Annotated in this window: 12 protein-coding genes and 2 riboswitches; of the genes, 10 read left to right on the top strand and 2 right to left on the bottom strand. The window is 67.9% G+C overall.

Translation table 11 applies throughout. The annotated features are described in order from the left end of the window. Positions 1–50 precede the first annotated feature (50 nt). Positions 51–1,772: a sensor histidine kinase gene (locus A4F85_RS02785; RefSeq protein WP_442856590.1), complete on the top strand. Its 1,722-nt coding sequence runs from the start codon at positions 51–53 to the stop codon at positions 1,770–1,772. A gap of 51 nt (positions 1,773–1,823) precedes the next feature. Here A4F85_RS02785 and A4F85_RS02790 read toward each other — a convergent pair whose 3' ends face one another. Next, complete coding sequence (locus tag A4F85_RS02790; RefSeq protein ID WP_063325591.1) at positions 1,824–2,315, bottom strand: DMT family transporter; 492 nt, start codon at positions 2,313–2,315, stop codon at positions 1,824–1,826. Between the two features lie 98 nt (positions 2,316–2,413). Between A4F85_RS02790 and A4F85_RS02795 the strand changes: the two genes are divergently transcribed. Next, on the top strand, positions 2,414–3,331 hold the full coding sequence (locus A4F85_RS02795) for a LysR family transcriptional regulator (RefSeq protein WP_063325592.1): 918 nt from the start codon (positions 2,414–2,416) through the stop codon (positions 3,329–3,331). A gap of 15 nt (positions 3,332–3,346) precedes the next feature. On the opposite strand, the gene A4F85_RS02800 is transcribed toward A4F85_RS02795, so the two are convergent. Next, positions 3,347–4,951 carry a fatty acid--CoA ligase gene (locus tag A4F85_RS02800; protein ID WP_063325946.1) on the bottom strand — a complete coding sequence of 535 codons (1,605 nt, stop codon included), beginning with the start codon at positions 4,949–4,951 and terminating at the stop codon, positions 3,347–3,349. A gap of 169 nt (positions 4,952–5,120) precedes the next feature. After that, a riboswitch (glycine riboswitch) is annotated at positions 5,121–5,232 on the top strand. Positions 5,233–5,247: 15 nt separating this feature from the next. Continuing rightward, positions 5,248–5,366: riboswitch (glycine riboswitch) on the top strand. Between the two features lie 59 nt (positions 5,367–5,425). On the opposite strand from A4F85_RS02800, the gene gcvT reads away from it, so the two are divergent. The 8 genes from gcvT (at position 5,426) to A4F85_RS02840 (ending at position 16,856) form a co-directional block, all read left to right on the top strand. Continuing rightward, positions 5,426–6,559, top strand: coding sequence for a glycine cleavage system aminomethyltransferase GcvT (gene gcvT, locus A4F85_RS02805; protein ID WP_442856592.1), 1,134 nt, complete (start codon positions 5,426–5,428; stop codon positions 6,557–6,559). Between the two features lie 136 nt (positions 6,560–6,695). Beyond that, positions 6,696–7,070, top strand: a complete 375-nt coding sequence (gene gcvH, locus A4F85_RS02810) for a glycine cleavage system protein GcvH (protein WP_012206130.1) — start codon at positions 6,696–6,698, stop codon at positions 7,068–7,070. Positions 7,071–7,141: 71 nt separating this feature from the next. Next, positions 7,142–10,033, top strand: coding sequence for an aminomethyl-transferring glycine dehydrogenase (gcvP, locus tag A4F85_RS02815; RefSeq protein WP_063325594.1), 2,892 nt, complete (start codon positions 7,142–7,144; stop codon positions 10,031–10,033). A 154-nt stretch (positions 10,034–10,187) separates the two neighbouring features. Further along, a complete protein-coding gene (locus tag A4F85_RS02820; protein WP_063325948.1) occupies positions 10,188–12,407 on the top strand; it encodes a PAS domain-containing hybrid sensor histidine kinase/response regulator in 2,220 nt (739 codons plus the stop codon). A gap of 20 nt (positions 12,408–12,427) precedes the next feature. Continuing rightward, positions 12,428–13,132, top strand: a complete 705-nt coding sequence (locus tag A4F85_RS02825; RefSeq protein ID WP_063325947.1) for an RluA family pseudouridine synthase — start codon at positions 12,428–12,430, stop codon at positions 13,130–13,132. 340 nt (positions 13,133–13,472) lie between these two features. Then, positions 13,473–14,594, top strand: a complete 1,122-nt coding sequence (locus tag A4F85_RS02830) for a branched-chain amino acid ABC transporter substrate-binding protein (protein ID WP_012206134.1) — start codon at positions 13,473–13,475, stop codon at positions 14,592–14,594. Between the two features lie 97 nt (positions 14,595–14,691). Continuing rightward, positions 14,692–15,618, top strand: a complete 927-nt coding sequence (gene livH, locus A4F85_RS02835; RefSeq protein ID WP_063325595.1) for a high-affinity branched-chain amino acid ABC transporter permease LivH — start codon at positions 14,692–14,694, stop codon at positions 15,616–15,618. Beyond that, on the top strand, positions 15,618–16,856 hold the full coding sequence (locus tag A4F85_RS02840) for a high-affinity branched-chain amino acid ABC transporter permease LivM (protein WP_043824703.1): 1,239 nt from the start codon (positions 15,618–15,620) through the stop codon (positions 16,854–16,856). Before livH ends, A4F85_RS02840 begins: the two co-directional genes overlap by 1 nt. The last annotated feature ends 10 nt before the right edge of the window (positions 16,857–16,866 follow it).

The raw sequence follows: 16,866 nt of genomic DNA on the forward strand, positions 1-16,866 counted from the left end.
CCTGCACGGCGGACATATATGGGCGCACGCCACTTCAACCAATCGGACCCTTGATCCACACGCAAGACAACCCCACCGAAGGCCGCCGGAGGCACTGGCGAACGGGTGCTGCAGCGCAATGGCTGGTGCAGACCCTGGTGCAGGCCCTGGCAGCTGCAGCGCTTCTGGCACTGCTCACCCGCTTGCTGCCCAACCCCCAGGCAGACCAGGGCATTGCGGTCTTTCCCGGCAGGAGCATGGCGCCGGCCGCCATGCTGCTTTACGCGTACATGGGCTCGGCCCTGGCCATCACGCTGATGAGCCTGATCCTGTGGTGCTGGCTCAGGGAAAGGCTCTACATTCTTTGCGCCGCGCTCCTGGCAGCCGGCTTTGCCTACGCTGCTTTCCGTTACCGGCCCGAAGGCCTGTGGCTGCCCGGCGCCGACCAGCCCCAGCATGCGCTGTCCATCGCCTACTGCAGCTTCTGTGTGGTGGCGACGGTGTTTTTCAGCCAATTGTTCGAGTTCCGCCGCCATTGGATCTGGGCTGCGCACCTCTTCAGCGTAGTGGCCTGGCTGAATGCCATCGCACTGGGCCTGGCACTGTTGGGTGGCTATGCGCAGATCTCGCGTGCCGTGGTGTTCACGGCCCTGGTGTCCACATCGTTCGGTGCGGTCTTCGTGCTGTACCTGCTGGTGGTCCGAAGGCAGTGGCAATACCTGCCGGGCGCGCTGGCGTTTGCGGTGCCTTCCGCCCTGGGCATCCTGAACCTGCTGAGAACCCAGGGCCTGCTGCCGGATGTTGCGCTGCCATCGGCACAGATGCTGTGGTTTGCCGGGCGTGTTTCCGAGGCCATCCTGCTGGGAATGGCGGTGACCAATCGCACGCGGGTGGCGGAGCGTGCCCTGCGCAGTGAGCGGACGCAGGCCCTGTCACGCGCCCAGGCGGCCGAGCGCGAGCTGGAATCCAAGGTCCTGCAGCGCACCGCACAGCTGCAAACGGCCCAGCAGGCCTTGCAGACAGCCTTGCACAGCGAGCGCGAGATGCGGCTGGAGCAGCGCCAGTTCTTCAACATGATCAACCACGAGTTCCGCACCCCGCTCACCATCGTGGACGGCGCCGCGACCGAGCTGCAGACGTTCCCGACGACGGACGCGGACTCCCTCATCGAGCAGGCGTCCCAGATACGCAGGGCTTCGCGCCGGCTGATGACCCTGGTGGACACCTGCCTGATCAACGACCGGCTGGACGCGGGCGCGTTCCGGCTGCAACTGGAGCAGACGCCATTGGATGAACTCCTGGAGGAGTCTGCAGAGCTCGTCGGCTGGTCCCGGCGGCATCGCCTGAAACTGGATCTGGAACACGGCCCGCAGCAATGGCAATGCGACCCTGTCCTGGTGCGCATCGCCATCTCCAACCTTGTCGGCAACGCCATCAAATATGCCAAGGCGGGCGACATCACCCTGGCCGCCCGCTGCGATGCGTCCGGTGACCTGCTGATTTCCGTCAGCGACCAGGGGCCGGGCCTTGCGCCCGAAGCGGCAGGACAGGTTTTCGAGCCCTATGAACGCGCAAGCGCCACCAGGCACGTCAACGGGCATGGTCTGGGCCTGTCCGTGGTCAGGCGCATCGCCAGGCTGCACGCAGGCGACGCGTTCTTCCAGCCGGCTGCCGGAGGCGGGGCCTGCTTTGTCATCCGGCTGGGCCGGTTCCTGCCCGGCACGGCAGATGCCCGCCAGGAACGTCCGCCAGCGGCAAGGCCGGCCGCCGTGCCGCCGGGCATGCCCGCCTGACGCGGGCAAGGCCGGGGCCTTCGCCGCTGAAGCAGGGCGTGCTTGCGGCACTCATGGGGCCGCCGCTGCACGGGCCGTCCCGCCCTGCACCACCAGCAGCACGCCACCCAGGATCAAGGCCACGCCGGCCAGGCGCGTTGCGTTGACCGGCCGTGCACCCAGGCCCATCAGGCCGAAGTGGTCCACCAGCACCGAGACCACGATCTGACCCGCCACCACGCAGACCAGGAAGCCGCCTGCGCCCAGCCTGGGCGTGACGGCGGCCGCGCTGGCCACATAGATGGCCCCCAGCACACCGCCTATCCATAGCCACCATGGCCCCGCTGCCGCCTGGGCCATGGCCGGAGCGGGCGCGCGCAGCACCCACAGTGCAGGCACCACGACCATGATGCTCACGGCCAGCGAGACCAGCGCGCCCCACAGCGGGTGGCCCAGCAGGCGGCCCACCAAGGCATTGCTGGCAGCCTGGAATGGCAGGATGGCCCCCGCCAGCAGCGCCATGGCCACGGGAGCAAGGGCGGTGAATGTGCTTTTACCTGTCATGCAGTAAGACCTTTCTTCTTCTGTCAATCGATGCCTGCATGCTCTCGCATCCAGTGCGTTGATGGAAATCGTTTGTGTGCACGGTCTATATTCATGGCATGGATGAACTGCGCCGGATCGACCTCAACCTGCTGCTGGCCCTGCACGCCCTGCTGGCCGAAAAACATGTGACGCGCGCGGCCCTGCGCCTGCACAAGAGCCAGCCGGCCATGAGCCATTCGCTGGCGCAGCTGCGCGAGCATCTGGGCGACCCGTTGCTGGTGCGGCGCGGTGGCCGCATGGCGCTGACGGCACGCGCGCAAGGCCTGGTGCAACCGCTGGCGGATGCGCTGGGCAGCCTCAACGGCTTGCTGGCACAGGCGGAGTTCGACCCCGCCCACGCACGCGGAAGGCTGCGGCTGGCGCTGTCGGACTACGCATCGCGCATCGTGCTGCCGCCGCTGATGCGGCATCTGCGCCAGCACGCACCCGGGCTGGACCTGGCCATCAGCCAGTCCACGCGCGAGGTGATGCTGGCCCAGCTGGCCGATGGCGAACTGGACCTGGCCCTGGGGCCCTTCCCCGACGCACCCGACCTGCCCGAGGGCATCGAGGTGCAGGATCTGTTCCAGGAGCAGTTCGTGAGCGTGGCCGACCAGGCCGTGCTGCCTGCACGCGGCGGGCTGTCACTGCAGGACTGGCTGCAGCGCCCGCACGTCATGCTGGCCATGCGGCCCGACGCCAGCGAGGAAATCGAGAAGGCGCTGGCCGCCCAAGGCCTGAGCCGCCGCGTGGTGCTGGCCCTGCCCCACTGGAGCGCGGCGCTGGAGGTGCTGGCAGGCACCGACCTCGTGCTGACCGTGGGCAGCCGCGCCATTGGCGACCTGCGCCGCCACAAAACGCTGCGCCGTTTCGCTCCGCCGCTGGAGCTGCCCCGGTTTGCCTACCAGCAGGCCTGGCATGTGCGCAAGCAGGGGGATGCCATGCATCGGTGGCTGCGCAACTCGATGGCGCAGTGCTGTACTGCGCAGAAGTAAACGCAGGCCGCAGCCTCAGGCTGCCACCACCACCCTCAGCAACTGCTTCTGTATCTTCCCGCTGGCCGTCTTGGGCAGGGCCTCGCGGAAGTGGTAGCGGCGCGGGCGCTTGTAGGCGGCCAGGCGGTCGCCGTGGACCAGGAAGGCGTCCAGCGCCTCGGCCGTGGGCGTGGCGCCAGGCTTGGCGACCACGTGGGCGGCGACGATCTGGCCCCAGCGCTCATCAGCCTCGCCGATGACGGCGACTTCGAGCACGTCGGCATGCTCGACCAGCGCGTCTTCCACTTCGCGCGGATAGACGTTCTCGGCACCCGAATTGATCATGTAGTCGATGCGGTCACGGATCCAGAGATAGCCGTCGTCGTCGATGTGGCCCAGGTCGCCCGTGTGGTACCAGCCGTGCGCCAGGGCGCGGGTGTTGGCGTCGGGGCGGTTGAGGTAGCCGGCCATCATGCAGGGGCCGCGCACCAGGATCTCGCCCACCTCGCCGGGCAGGCAGGCCTCGGCCGGATCGGTGGGGGCGTTGTCTTCGCGCAGGCGCGCCACGATGAGGTCATGGCCCATGGAGGGCAGCCCCGCCGAGCCCGCGTGCGAGAGTTGCTCGCGCGGCAGGAGGATGGACATGCAAGGTCCCATCTCGGTGGTGCCGTAGACCTGGACCAGGTCGCTGCCGACCTTGCGTGTCCATTCGCGGATCAGGTGCGGCGCCATGGAGGCGCCGCCGTACTCCACCAGCCGCAGCGCGGGCGCCTGCTCGGGCGAGGCGATGGGGTCGGCCAGCAGCATGGTGACCATGGTGGGCGCCGCGAAGAAGAAGCTCACGCGCTCTTCGCGGATCAGGCGCCAGGCCTCGGTCACGTCAAAGCGGCGCAGCAACACCTGGGTGGCCCCGGCCTGCAGGCGCGGCAAAAAGCTGGTGTGCAGCTCGGCCGTGTGGTTGAGCGGCGCCATGGCCAGGCCCACGTCGTCGCGCGTGAACTGCATGGTCTGGTGCATGAGGGCGTTGTGCGCCAGCTTGCTGCGGTGCGTATGCAGCACGCCCTTGGGCCGGCCCGTGGTGCCGCTGGTGTACATGAGGATGCAGGGGTCGCTCTCGCGCACATGGGCCTGGGGCGGCGCGCTGCTGCGGCCCCTGGCCAGGGCGGACAGGCGCTGCGTGGCCCAGACCGGCAGCGGGTCGGCCGGGGCATCGTCGGCAAAGATCCAGTGCTCGATGCCCGTGCCAATGCCGCCGCCTTCGGCCTTGAGCAGGGCCTGGGCGCGTGCGGCCACCTCGCCGCCCTCGTGCTCGAACACCAGGGCGCGCGCAGCACCGTCCTTGAGGATGAAGGCCAGCTCCTGCGCCGCCAGCCGGTAGTTGATGGGATTGAAGATGGCGCCCAGGCGCGCGGCCGCCAGCATGGTGAAGACAAAGGCCGGCGTGTTGTAGAGAAAGGCCGCGACCACGTCGCCATGGCCTATGCCCAGCTCGGCCAGGCCGTGGGCGTGGCGGTTGACTTCGGCATCGAGCTGGGCGTAGGTCCAGGCGCGGCGCTCGCCGCCCTCCCAAGCGACCAGTGCTTCCTTGTTCGGCAGGTAACGTGCCGGCCAGGCCAATGTGTCTCCCAGCGTCTGCTGCATGTGCGCTTCTTCCTTCTCGCTCACGAGATTTCATATATCGATGCATCTCAATGTAGGAGATTTTTTAGACAGTTATGCAATTTGCAAATGCATCCATGCAGGCAAGCGCATGGAACGGCAGTCGGCCCGCGGAAATCCCGAAGCCGCGCGGACGCTGGCCGCAGCTAGAATGCGCCGGTCAGGAGAGAGTGCCCGCCCGGCCGCAATGGTCACAGGCAGCGGCACCGCCGAAGGCGCAGGGTTCGCCCCGAACGCTCAGGCAAAAGGACTGGCACCGCCTGCCGCCACGGCCGCAGGCGTTCCTAGCTGGAGAGAGATGCAGGGCACGGCGGTGTGCCCCATCCACCGAAGGAGCAAGCCCCACGCATGGAAGGTGCGGGTGAATCTCTCAGGTAAAGCGGACAGCAGGGCAGGACATCCCGGGATTCCGGGATGGCGTTGTGCCTTGCCCCTTGCCGAAAAGAGAGTCCCTCCTTGACCGCTGCCTCCACCACCGATCTGCTCAAGACCCCGCTGTTCGACCTGCACCAGGAACTGGGCGCGCGCATGGTGCCGTTTGCCGGCTACTCCATGCCCGTGCAATACCCGCAGGGGCTGATGGCCGAGCATCTGCACACGCGCGAGGCGGCAGGCCTGTTCGATGTCTCGCACATGGGCCAGATCAGCCTGCGCGGCCCGGATGCCGACGCGGCGCTGGAATCGCTGCTGCCCATGGACGTGCTGGGCCTGGGCGAACACCGCCAGCGCTACGGCCTGCTGCTCAACGACGCGGGCGGCATTCTGGACGACCTGATGTTCGTGCGCCGCGAGGACGACCTGTTCCTGATCGTCAACGGCGCCTGCAAGCACGAAGACCTGGCGCACATCCAGGCCCGCATCGGCCAGCGCTGTGAAATCGAGCCCCAGTTCGACCGGGGCCTGCTGGCGCTGCAGGGCCCGCAGGCAGCAGCCGCCATGGAGCGCCTGCTGCCCGACACGGCCGGGCTGGTGTTCATGACGGGCGGCCACTTCGACTGGGAAGGCGCCGAGCTGTACATCACGCGCAGCGGCTATACCGGCGAGGACGGCTTCGAGATCTCCCTGCCCGCCAGCCACGCCGAGGCCTTTGCCCGTGCCCTGCTGGCCCAGCCCGAAGTCAGGCCCGTGGGCCTGGGCGCGCGCAATTCGCTGCGCCTGGAAGCCGGCCTGTGCCTGTACGGCAACGATCTGGACACGACCACCACCCCGGCCGAGGCCGCCCTGAACTGGGCCGTGCAGAAGGTCCGCCGCATTGGTGGCGAGCGCGAAGGCGGCTTTCCCGGCGCGGCCACCGTGCTGGCCCAGCTGCAGTCGCCCGAGCTGCTCACGCGCAAGCGCGTGGGCCTGGTGGCCCTGGAGCGCGTGCCCGTGCGCGAAGGCACGGAGCTGCTGGATGCCAGCGGCCGCAAGGTCGGCCAGGTCACCAGCGGCCTGCTGTCGCCCACGCTGAACCAGCCCGTGGCACTGGCCTATGTGGAGCCGGGCAGCGCCGCCATCGGCACCACGCTGCAGGCCATGGTGCGCGGCAAGGCCGTGCCCATGCAGGTGCAGGCCACGCCCTTCGTGGCGCCCCGCTATCACCGCGGTTGAGGACAGCCTGCGCGCTTGGCGTGGATCGAGTTCGGCGGATTCGTTTTTCCTGCCATCGCATGCCGCTACAGTGCGCACTGACCTTTCTCAAACCGCCTTTCACAGGTTTCTTTTTCAGTTTCTATCGGAGCAAGCCATGAGCATCCAGTATTCCAAGGACCACGAATGGATCAACGCCGCCAACCCTGACGCGGCCATCGTCGGCATCACCCTCCACGCGCAGGATGCGCTGGGCGACGTGGTGTTCGTCGATCTGCCCGCCGTGGGCACCAGCTTCAACCAGGGCGATGTGGCCGGCGTGGTCGAGTCCGTCAAGGCCGCCGCCGATGTCTACATGCCCGTCAGCGGCGAGATCGTCGAAGTCAACGAAGCCCTGCGCGACGACCCCTCCCTGGCCAACAGCGACCCGCTGGGCGAAGGCTGGTTCTTCAAGGTCAAGCTCAGCGACGCAGGCCAGCTGGCCGCGCTGCTCGACGAAGCCGCCTACACGGCCTTCGCACAGAGCAACTGACGCCACTTTCCAGCCAGGACGGGCGCCAGGGCCCGCCCTGGCGCTTTTCAGCTTTTGAGACAGGTCCCTCCATGCTGATGTCCTCCACCCAGCCCCTTGCCGCCCTCGAGAACGCCACCGAATTCGTGGCCCGCCATATCGGCATTGCGCCCGAAGACGAGGCCCACATGCTCAGCGCCATTGGCGCGGCATCGCGCGATGCGCTGATCGACGCCATCGTCCCGCCCTCCATCCGGCGCCACCAGCCCATGGCGCTGCCGCCGGCGGCCACCGAGGCACAGGCGCTGGCCGAGCTCAAGGCGCTGGCAGGCCGCAACCAACTGCTCAAAAGCTTCATCGGCCAGGGCTACTACGGCACGCACACGCCCGGCGTCATCCTGCGCAACATTCTGGAGAACCCCGCCTGGTACACGGCCTACACGCCCTACCAGGCCGAGATCTCGCAAGGCCGCATGGAGGCCCTGGTCAACTTCCAGACCATGGTCTGCGACCTGACGGCCATGCCGATTGCCAACGCCTCCATGCTGGACGAGGCCACGGCGGCCGCCGAGGCCATGACGCTGGCCAAGCGCTCCGTCAAAAGCAAGAGCAACCGTTTCGTGGTGGCCGGCGATGCCCATCCCCAGACCATCGAAGTCATCCAGACGCGCGCCGCGCCGCTGGGCATCGAGGTGCTGCTGGCCAACTCGCTGGAAGAATGGAACCAGCTGATGGAGGGCGACTACTTCGCCGTGCTGGCCCAGTACCCCGCCACCAGCGGCCGCATTGACGATCTGCGCGCCGACGTGGACAAGGCCCATGGCAAGCAGGCCGCCTTCATCGTGGCCACCGACCTGCTGGCGCTGACCCTGATCACGCCGCCCGGCGAATGGGGCGCCGACATCGTGGTGGGCACCACCCAGCGCTTTGGCATGCCCATGGGCGCGGGCGGCCCGCACGCCGCCTTCATGGCCTGCCGCGACGAGTTCAAGCGCTCCCTGCCCGGCCGCCTGGTCGGCGTGAGCGTGGACGTGCATGGCAAGCCCGCCTACCGCCTGGCACTGCAGACGCGCGAGCAGCACATCCGCCGCGAAAAGGCCACCTCCAACATCTGCACGGCCCAGGTGCTGCCCGCCGTGGTGGCCAGCATGTACGCCGTCTACCACGGCCCCGAGGGCCTGGAGCGCATCGCCCGCCGCGTGGCCTCGTACACGGCCATCCTGGCGCGCGGCCTGGCCGAGCTGGGCGCGCCGCTGCGCGAGGTGCCCAGCTTCGACACGCTGAGCCTGCACACGGGTGCGGCCACGCAGGCCATCGTGGAGCGTGCCGTGTCCCTGGGCGCCAACCTGCGCGTGTATTTCAAGGAATACCTGTGCATCTCGCTGGACGAGACCACCACGCGCGCCGATGTCGAGCTGCTGTGGAAGATCTTCGCCAGGGACGGCCAGGCCCTGCCCAGCTTCGCCGCCTTCGAAAAGGGCGTGGAGCCGCTGATCCCTGACGGCCTGCGCCGCAGCAGCGACTTCCTCACGCACCCGGTGTTCAACACCCACCGCTCCGAGACCGCCATGCTGCGCTACATCCGCCAGCTGTCGGACAAGGACCTGGCGCTGGACCGCAGCATGATCCCGCTGGGCTCCTGCACCATGAAGCTCAACGCCACCAGCGAGATGATTCCCATCACCTGGCCCGAGTTCGCCCAGGTGCACCCCTTTGCCCCGGCCGACCAGCAGCAGGGCTATGCGGAACTGGACAAGCAGCTGCGCGACTGGCTGTGCCAGGCCACGGGCTACGCCGGCATCAGCCTGCAGCCCAATGCCGGCAGCCAGGGCGAGTACGCGGGCCTGCTGGCCATCAAGGGCTGGCATGCGAGCCGGGGCCAGTCGCACCGCAACGTCTGCCTGATTCCCAGCAGCGCCCACGGCACCAACCCCGCCAGCGCGCAGATGGTGGGCATGCAGGTGGTGGTCACCGCCTGCGATGCCAACGGCAACGTCGACATGGCGGACCTGGCGGCCAAGTGCGAGCAGCACAGTGCCAACCTGGCGTGCATCATGATCACCTACCCCAGCACGCACGGCGTGTTCGAGACCCAGGTCAAGGAGCTGTGCAAGCTGGTGCATGACCATGGCGGCCGCGTCTACGTGGACGGCGCCAACATGAACGCCCTGGTGGGCCTGGCCGCACCGGGCAGCTTCGGCGGCGATGTCAGCCACCTGAACCTGCACAAGACCTTCTGCATTCCGCACGGCGGCGGCGGCCCGGGCGTGGGCCCCGTCTGCGTGGTCGAGGACCTCGTCCCCTTCCTGCCCGGCCATGCCACGGCGGGCCTTGCGGGCGGCACGGGTGCCATCAGCGCCGCGCCGCTGGGCAATGCGGCCGTGCTGCCCATCAGCTGGATGTACATCCGCATGATGGGTGCCCAGGGCCTGACCCTGGCCACCGAGACCGCCATCCTCAGCGCCAACTACATCAGCGCCCGGCTGCGCGACCACTACCCCACGCTGTACGCAGGCGAGCACGGCCATGTGGCGCACGAGTGCATCCTTGACCTGCGCCAGTTCAAGGAAAGCACGGGCGTCATGGCCGAGGACGTGGCCAAGCGCCTGATCGACTACGGCTTCCATGCGCCCACGCTGTCCTTCCCCGTGCCCAACACGCTGATGGTGGAGCCCACCGAAAGCGAAAGCCTGTACGAGCTGGACCGCTTCGTTGACGCGATGATCGCCATCCGCGAGGAAATCCGCGCCATCGAGCAGGGCAGCCTGCCCCAGGACGACAACCCGCTCAAGAACGCGCCGCACACGGCCGAGACGCTGCTGGCCTCGGAATGGGCCCACCCCTACAGCCGCGAGGCCGCTGCCTACCCGGTGGCTGCCCTGCGCCAGTCCAAGTACTGGTGCCCGGTGGGCCGCGTGGACAACGTCTACGGCGACCGCAACCTGTACTGCAGCTGCATCCCCGTGGACGCTTACCTGAGCTGAAGCACCTGCCACCGCAAGGGGCGCTTGTGGCGCCCCGCCTGGCGCGCGTACACTGCGGCCCTGCCCGCGCCGGGCTCCGGTAATCTGCCGGACGCCGGGCGCGGGCCACCAGGATTTGTGCGGCATGTGCCGCTTTCCCCAGCGCCAGCCCGCGATGAGCAGCCCAGACCATTCCGATCCGCCTCGCGACGACGAGCACCTGCCCCTGCATGCGCTGCTGGCGCCCGGCGCCGACCTGCCCCCCGTCGAACGCTTCCCCCTCTTCCAGCCCGAAGACGACCCGCTGCAGGCCCTGGTGGCCGAGCTGCGCAACTACCAGCGCGAACTGGAAATCCAGAACCGCGTGCTGGACTACAGCCAGGCCGTGGCCGAAAGCGCCTCCGAGCGCTTCGAGGCCCTGTTCGCCAGCATCCCCCTGCCCCTGCTGGTGGTGGACGAGCACGACATGGTGGTGCAGGCCAACGCCATGGCGCACAGCGCCTTCCAGCCCTCCGAGCATGACCGGCTGCTGGTCAATTTCGCGCCCTTCGTGCACCCGGACGACGCCGAGCGCGTGCGCGAGACCTTCTCCGCCGCACGCGAGCTGGGCCGCACCGAGGCCCACGAGGTCTGCTTCGAGATCACCGAGCAGCACCAGCTGCGCGCCGACCTGCACGTGGCCTGCATCGCCATCCCCCAGCAAAGCGGTCCGCCCATTGCCCAGTACCTGTGCGCCGTGGTGGACCAGGGCCCGCTGCTGGCCGAGCGCCTGGCACTGCAGCAGCGCAACCACCAGCTGTTCCTGAGCGAGCGGCGGCTGGAATCGGTCATCAACTCGGCGCTGGACGCCATCATCTGCCTGGACTCGGACCAGCGCATCACCGTGTTCAATCCCACGGCCGCCGCCCTGTTCCTGTGCCCGCCGCACGACGCGCTCGGCAGTCCGCTGGAGCGTTTCCTGCCCGACGCAGCCCAGGCCCTGTCCTTTGCACCGCTGACCACGCAGGCCGTGCTGGGCGAGATGACGGCGCGCACGGCCAGCGGCCGCGAGATTCCGGTCGAGGTCAGTGTCTCCTTCGAGCACCACAGCGGCGGCGAGACCACCACCGTGTTCGCGCGCGACCTCACCAGCCGCAAGAAGGCCGAGGCCCAGCGCAACGAGCTGGAAGACCAGCTGCGCGAATCGCACAAGATGCAGGCCCTGGGCACCATGGCCGGCGGCATTGCGCACGACTTCAACAACATCGTGGGCGCCATCCTGGGCAACGTGGAGCTGGCCAAGGCCGACTGCGGCGGCAATGCCGCGGCCATCGAAAGCCTGCAGGAGATCGAAAAGGCCGGCCGCCGCGCGCGCGACTTGGTGCGCCAGATCCTGACCTTCAGCCGCAACGAGCCGCCCCAGCGCAAGCCCGTGCAGGCGCGCGAAGTCATGGGCGACACGGCGCGGCTGCTGCGCGTGACCCTGCCGCCCGCCGTGGAGCTGCAGGTGCATGTGCCGCCGCAGCTGCCCCCCATGCTGGCCGACGCCATGCAGGTGGAGCAGGCCCTGTTCAACCTGTGCACCAACGCCATGCACGCCCTGGGTGAGCGGCGCGGCCTGATCCAGATGGACGCCGACCTGGTGCGCCCCGACCAGCGCCTGTGCGAGCGCCTGGGCCTGCCGCCCGTCAGCTACGTGGCGCTGTCGGTGCAGGACAACGGCCCCGGCATGGATGCGCGCACGCTGCAGCGCATCTTCGAGCCCTTCTTCACCACCAAGCCCGTGGGCCAGGGAACGGGCCTGGGCCTGCCCGTGGTGCACGGCGTCATGCGCAACCACGGCGGCGCCGTGGACGTGTACAGCATTCCAGGACAAGGCAGCCGCTTCACGCTGTACTTTCCCCCGGCCGACGCCCTGGCGCCCGCCGAGCACGCACCAGCCCAGGCGCCCGTGGCCGAAACGCCGCCCAGCCTGCCGGAGCCGCTGGCAGCCGCAGAAACCCCGACCGGCCCGCAGTTCGCCCTGCTGCCCGACCCGCAGGCCGCACAACAGCATGTGATGTACGTGGACGACGACCAGGCCCTGGTCTTCCTCGTGCAGCGCCTGCTGCGCCGTCGCGGCTACCAGGTCAGCGGCTTCACCGATCCGCACGAGGCCACCGAGGCGCTGCGCGCCGCCCCCCAGGACTACGACCTGCTGGTCACCGACTACAACATGCCCGGCTACAGCGGCATCGACCTGGTGTACGAGGCGCTGTCCATCCAGCCCCTGCTGCCCATCGCCCTGGCCTCGGGCTACATCACCGCCGAGATCGAGCAGGCCGCCATGGCCGCTGGCGCCCGGGCCCTGGTGCACAAGCCCAATGACGTGGAGGAGCTGTGCGCCACCGTGCACAGGCTCCTGAATGAACGGTGAGCGGCTCAAGCGCTGAACGGCTGCAGGAGTGCCTCGGTGCTGGTACTGCTGCCGATGCCGATGCAGATACCGATGCAGGTGTCTCCTGCCTGTACGAGGACGCCGAGCTGCTGGTGCTGGACAAGCCCTCCGGCCTGCTGTGCGTGCCCGGGCGCGGCCCCGACAAGCAGGACTGCCTGAGCGGCCGCGCCTTGCAGCGCTGGCCCGATGCGCTGGTCGTGCACCGGCTGGACCAGGCCACCTCGGGCCTGGTGGTCATGGCGCGCAGCCTGGCCAGCCAGCGCCTCCTGAGCGAAGCCTTTGCGCAGCGCCGCGTGCACAAGCGCTATGTGGCCGTGATCGCCGGCCGCCCTGCCGCGCAGCAGGCCGACGCCTGGCAAAGCATCGACCTGCCGATAGCCGCCGACTGGGAGCGGCGCCCCTTGCGCATCATCGACGCCCTGCAGGGCAAGCCCAGCCAGACCCTGTGGCGCGCCATGCCCGCAGCCACCGAAGACCAGGGCACACCCACCACGCGGGTGCAGCTGCAGCCCGTGACGGGCCGCACCCACCAGTTGCGCGTGCACATGGCGGCGCTGGGCCATCCCATCCTGGGCGATGCGCTCTATGCCGATGCCGCCGTGCAGGCCCTGTCGCCGCGCCTGCTGCTGCATGCGCACCAGCTGGAGCTGGCCCATCCCCTGTCGGGCCAAACGCTGCGTTTCGAATCCACCGTGCCGTTTTGATCCACCGCAGAAACACGGAAACCGGCGCCACCTGTCGCGTTGCTGCAATGCAACATTCCGTGTACGTGTTTCCCCTTCTTGCAGTCGGTCATATTGGTTTCATGCAGCACCGTCTGGGTGCACCGTCGGCATCAGGCGTTTTCGTCGCCCAAAACCGGCGTTGACAAGCGGCCTGCGATGACATCCAGCCCTTAGCGAAAAGCCTGCATGCGCGCCAGCCCCGGGATACCCTGTTGCCATTGGTAACCAGGAGATTAATCTGTGCTTCTTTGCGCGGATCGCCCCTACAGGAGCCACCGCGTTTTTCAGAACGCTTTACCCAAAGTTGAAGGAAGTACTCATGAGCATTCCGTTCCGCATGCACACCGTCGTCGCCGCCCTGGGTTTGGCTGGTGCCGCCTTGTTCTCCACAGCGCATGCGCAAATCAAGATCGCCATGGTGGTTCCCACCACCGGCCCGCTGACGCAGTACGGCGACATGGTCAAGGAAGGCGTGAACACCGCCGTGGAAATGGCCAATGCGGCTGGCGGCGTCAATGGCAAGAAGATCGAGCTGGTGTCCGTCGATGACGCCTGCGAACCCAAGCAAGGCCCCGTGGCCGCCAACCGCGTGGTCAACGCCAAGATCGGCTACGTGATCGGCCCCGTCTGCTCGGGCGCATCGATTGCCGCCGCCCCGATCTACAACAACGAAGGCGTGGTCGTCGTGACCCCCTCGGCCACCTCCCCGGCCCTGACCGACGGCAAGAACTACCACTTCATCTTCCGCACCATCGGCCGCGATGACCAGCAGGGCCCTGCCGCCGCCAAGTTCATCCTGGACAAGGCCAAGCCCAAGAAGGTTGCCGTGCTGCACGACAAGCAGTCGTATGGCCAGGGCATTGCCTCCTCCGTGCGCGACGACCTGAAGAAGGCCGGCGTGGAAGTGGCCCTGTTCGAAGGCATCAACGCCGGCGACAGCGACTACTCCGCCGTCATCACCAAGCTCAAGAGCGCCGGTGTGGACTTCGTCTACTACGGTGGCTACCACCCTGAAATGGGCCTGCTGCTGCGCCAGGCTTCCGAGCAGGGTCTGAAGGTCCGCATGATGGGCCCCGAAGGCGTGGGCAACCCCGAAGTCAACGCCATCGCCGGCAACGCCGTCGAGGGCATGCTGGTGACCCTGCCTGCAGACTTCTCGGCCAACCCCAAGAACGCCGCCGTGGTCAAGGCCTTCAAGGACAAGAAGCGCAATCCCTCGGGCGCCTTCCAGCTGACCGCATTTGCCGCCACGCAAGTGCTGCTGGACAGCATCAAGGCCGTGGGCGACAGCCCCGCCAAGGTGGCTGACCACCTGCACAAGTCCAACTTCGAGACCGTTCTGGGCTCGGTGGGCTGGAACAAGCAGGGCGACCTGAAGTCCTTCGACTTCCAGGTGTTCGAATGGCACAAGGACGGCAGCAAGTCGGTCGCTGCCAAGTAATCCCCCTCGTTGACTGGCCGGGGCACGCTTGCGCGTGTCCCGGTTGTCTGCATCCTGGCCTTTTAGGCCTTTTCCTGTTTTGGGGCGGCATTACACCATGTCAGAACTCTTACCTCAGCTGATACAGCAGCTGTTCAACGGACTGTCCCTGGGCGCCATCTATGCCCTGATCGCCATCGGCTACACAATGGTCTACGGCATCATCGGGATGATCAACTTCGCCCACGGCGACATCTACATGATCGGCGCCTACATCGGCCTGGTCACGCTGTCGGCCATCGGCACGACAAGCGGCCTGCCCGTATGGGCCATCATCGGCCTGATGCTGGTGGTGTCGGTCTTCATCACCGGCGTCTACGGCCTGGTGGTGGAACAGGTGGCCTACAAGCCGCTGCGCCGCAGCCCGCGCCTGGTGGCCCTGATCTCGGCCATCGGCATGTCCATCTTCCTGCAGAACTGGGTGGCCCTGGGTCAGGGCGCGCGCGACATGGCCGTGCCCTCGCTGCTGCCGGGCGCGCTGCGTTTCGGCGCCGAAGGTGGCTTCGAGATCTATGTGCCCTACTCGCGCATCCTGATCATCGTGGTCGCCATCGTGCTCATGGTGCTGCTGACGCTGTACATCCGCCATTCCCGCATGGGCCGTGCCTCGCGCGCCTGCGCCCAGGACATGCACATGGCCAGCCTGCTGGGCATCGACACCAACCGCGTGATCTCGTTCACCTTCGTGCTGGGCGCCATGCTGGCGGCCGTGGGCGGCGTGCTGATCGCGCTGGCCGTGGGCAAGCTCAACCCGTTCATCGGCTTTCTGGCCGGCATCAAGGCCTTCACGGCGGCGGTGCTGGGCGGCATCGGCTCCATCCCCGGCGCCATGCTGGGCGGCGTGCTGCTGGGCGTGGCCGAGACCTTTGCGGCAGCCTACATCTCGTCCGAGTACAAGGACATCGTGGCCTTCGGCCTGCTGGTGCTGATCCTGCTGTTCCGCCCCACGGGCCTGCTGGGCAAGCCTGAAGTGGAGAAGGTCTGATGAAAGCCAAACCCACCTTGAACCTGCGCGACGCCCTGATCGCCACGGTGATGACCGCCGTGGTCGTCACGCCCATCTTCGGCCTGCACCTGGAGCGCGCCGGCACCCGCACCATCATCAATCCCGACTGGACGGTGGTGGCCTGGGCCTGCGCCCTGGTCTTCCTGGTGCAGCTGCTGCGCCCGCTGATCGCGGCGAAGATGCCCAAGGTCTCGCTGCCCTCGCTGCCGCACGCACGCCCCAGCCACCGCAACGGCCTGATCCTGGCCGCCCTGCTGATCGCCGTGTCCTGGCCCTTCTTCGCGGGCCGCAACGCGGTGGACATCGCCACGCTGGCCATGATCTACGTGATGCTGGGCCTGGGCCTGAACATCGTCGTGGGCTTTGCCGGCCTGCTGGACCTGGGCTTCGTGGGCTTCTACGCCGTGGGCGCCTACACCTATGCGCTGCTGTTCCACTGGGCCGGCTGGTCCTTCTGGGAAGCGCTGCCGCTGGCCGGCGCCGCTGCCGCGATGTTCGGCTTCGTGCTCGGCTTTCCGGTGCTGCGGCTGCGCGGTGACTACCTGGCCATCGTGACGCTGGGCTTCGGCGAAATCATCCGCCTGATGCTGGTCAACCTGACCAGCATCACGGGCGGGCCGGACGGCATCTCCAGCATCCCCAAGCCCACGGTGCTGGGCCTGGAGATGACGCGCAACCCCTCCACCGAGGGCGGCACGACCTTCCACCAGTTCCTGGGGCTGGAGTTCAGCTCGCTGCACATGGTGATCTTCCTGTACCTGATGGCGCTGCTGCTGGCCGTGATCACGCTGTGCATCTCCAACCGCCTGGTGCGCATGCCCATAGGCCGCGCCTGGGAGGCGCTGCGCGAGGACGAGATCGCCTGCCGCTCCCTGGGCCTGAACCCCATGAAGATCAAGCTGTCCGCCTTCACGCTGGGCGCCATGTTCGCCGGCCTGGGCGGCGCCTTCTTCGCGGCGCGCCAGGGCATCGTCAACCCCGAATCGTTCACCTTCATCGAATCGGCGCTGATCCTGTCCATCGTGGTGCTGGGCGGCATGGGCTCGCAGCTGGGCGTGATCATCGCGGCCATCTTGCTGACGGTGCTGCCCGAGCTGGCGCGCGAGTTCTCCGAGTACCGCATGCTGATCTTCGGCCTGGTGATGGTGCTGATGATGATCTGGCGCCCGCAGGGCCTGCTGCCCATGCGCCGCCACCATGTGGAGGTGCGCTCATGAGGCATGCCGA

Source organism: Delftia sp. GW456-R20 (assembly GCF_001622915.1).
Lineage (GTDB): Bacteria > Pseudomonadota > Gammaproteobacteria > Burkholderiales > Burkholderiaceae_C > Comamonas > Comamonas acidovorans.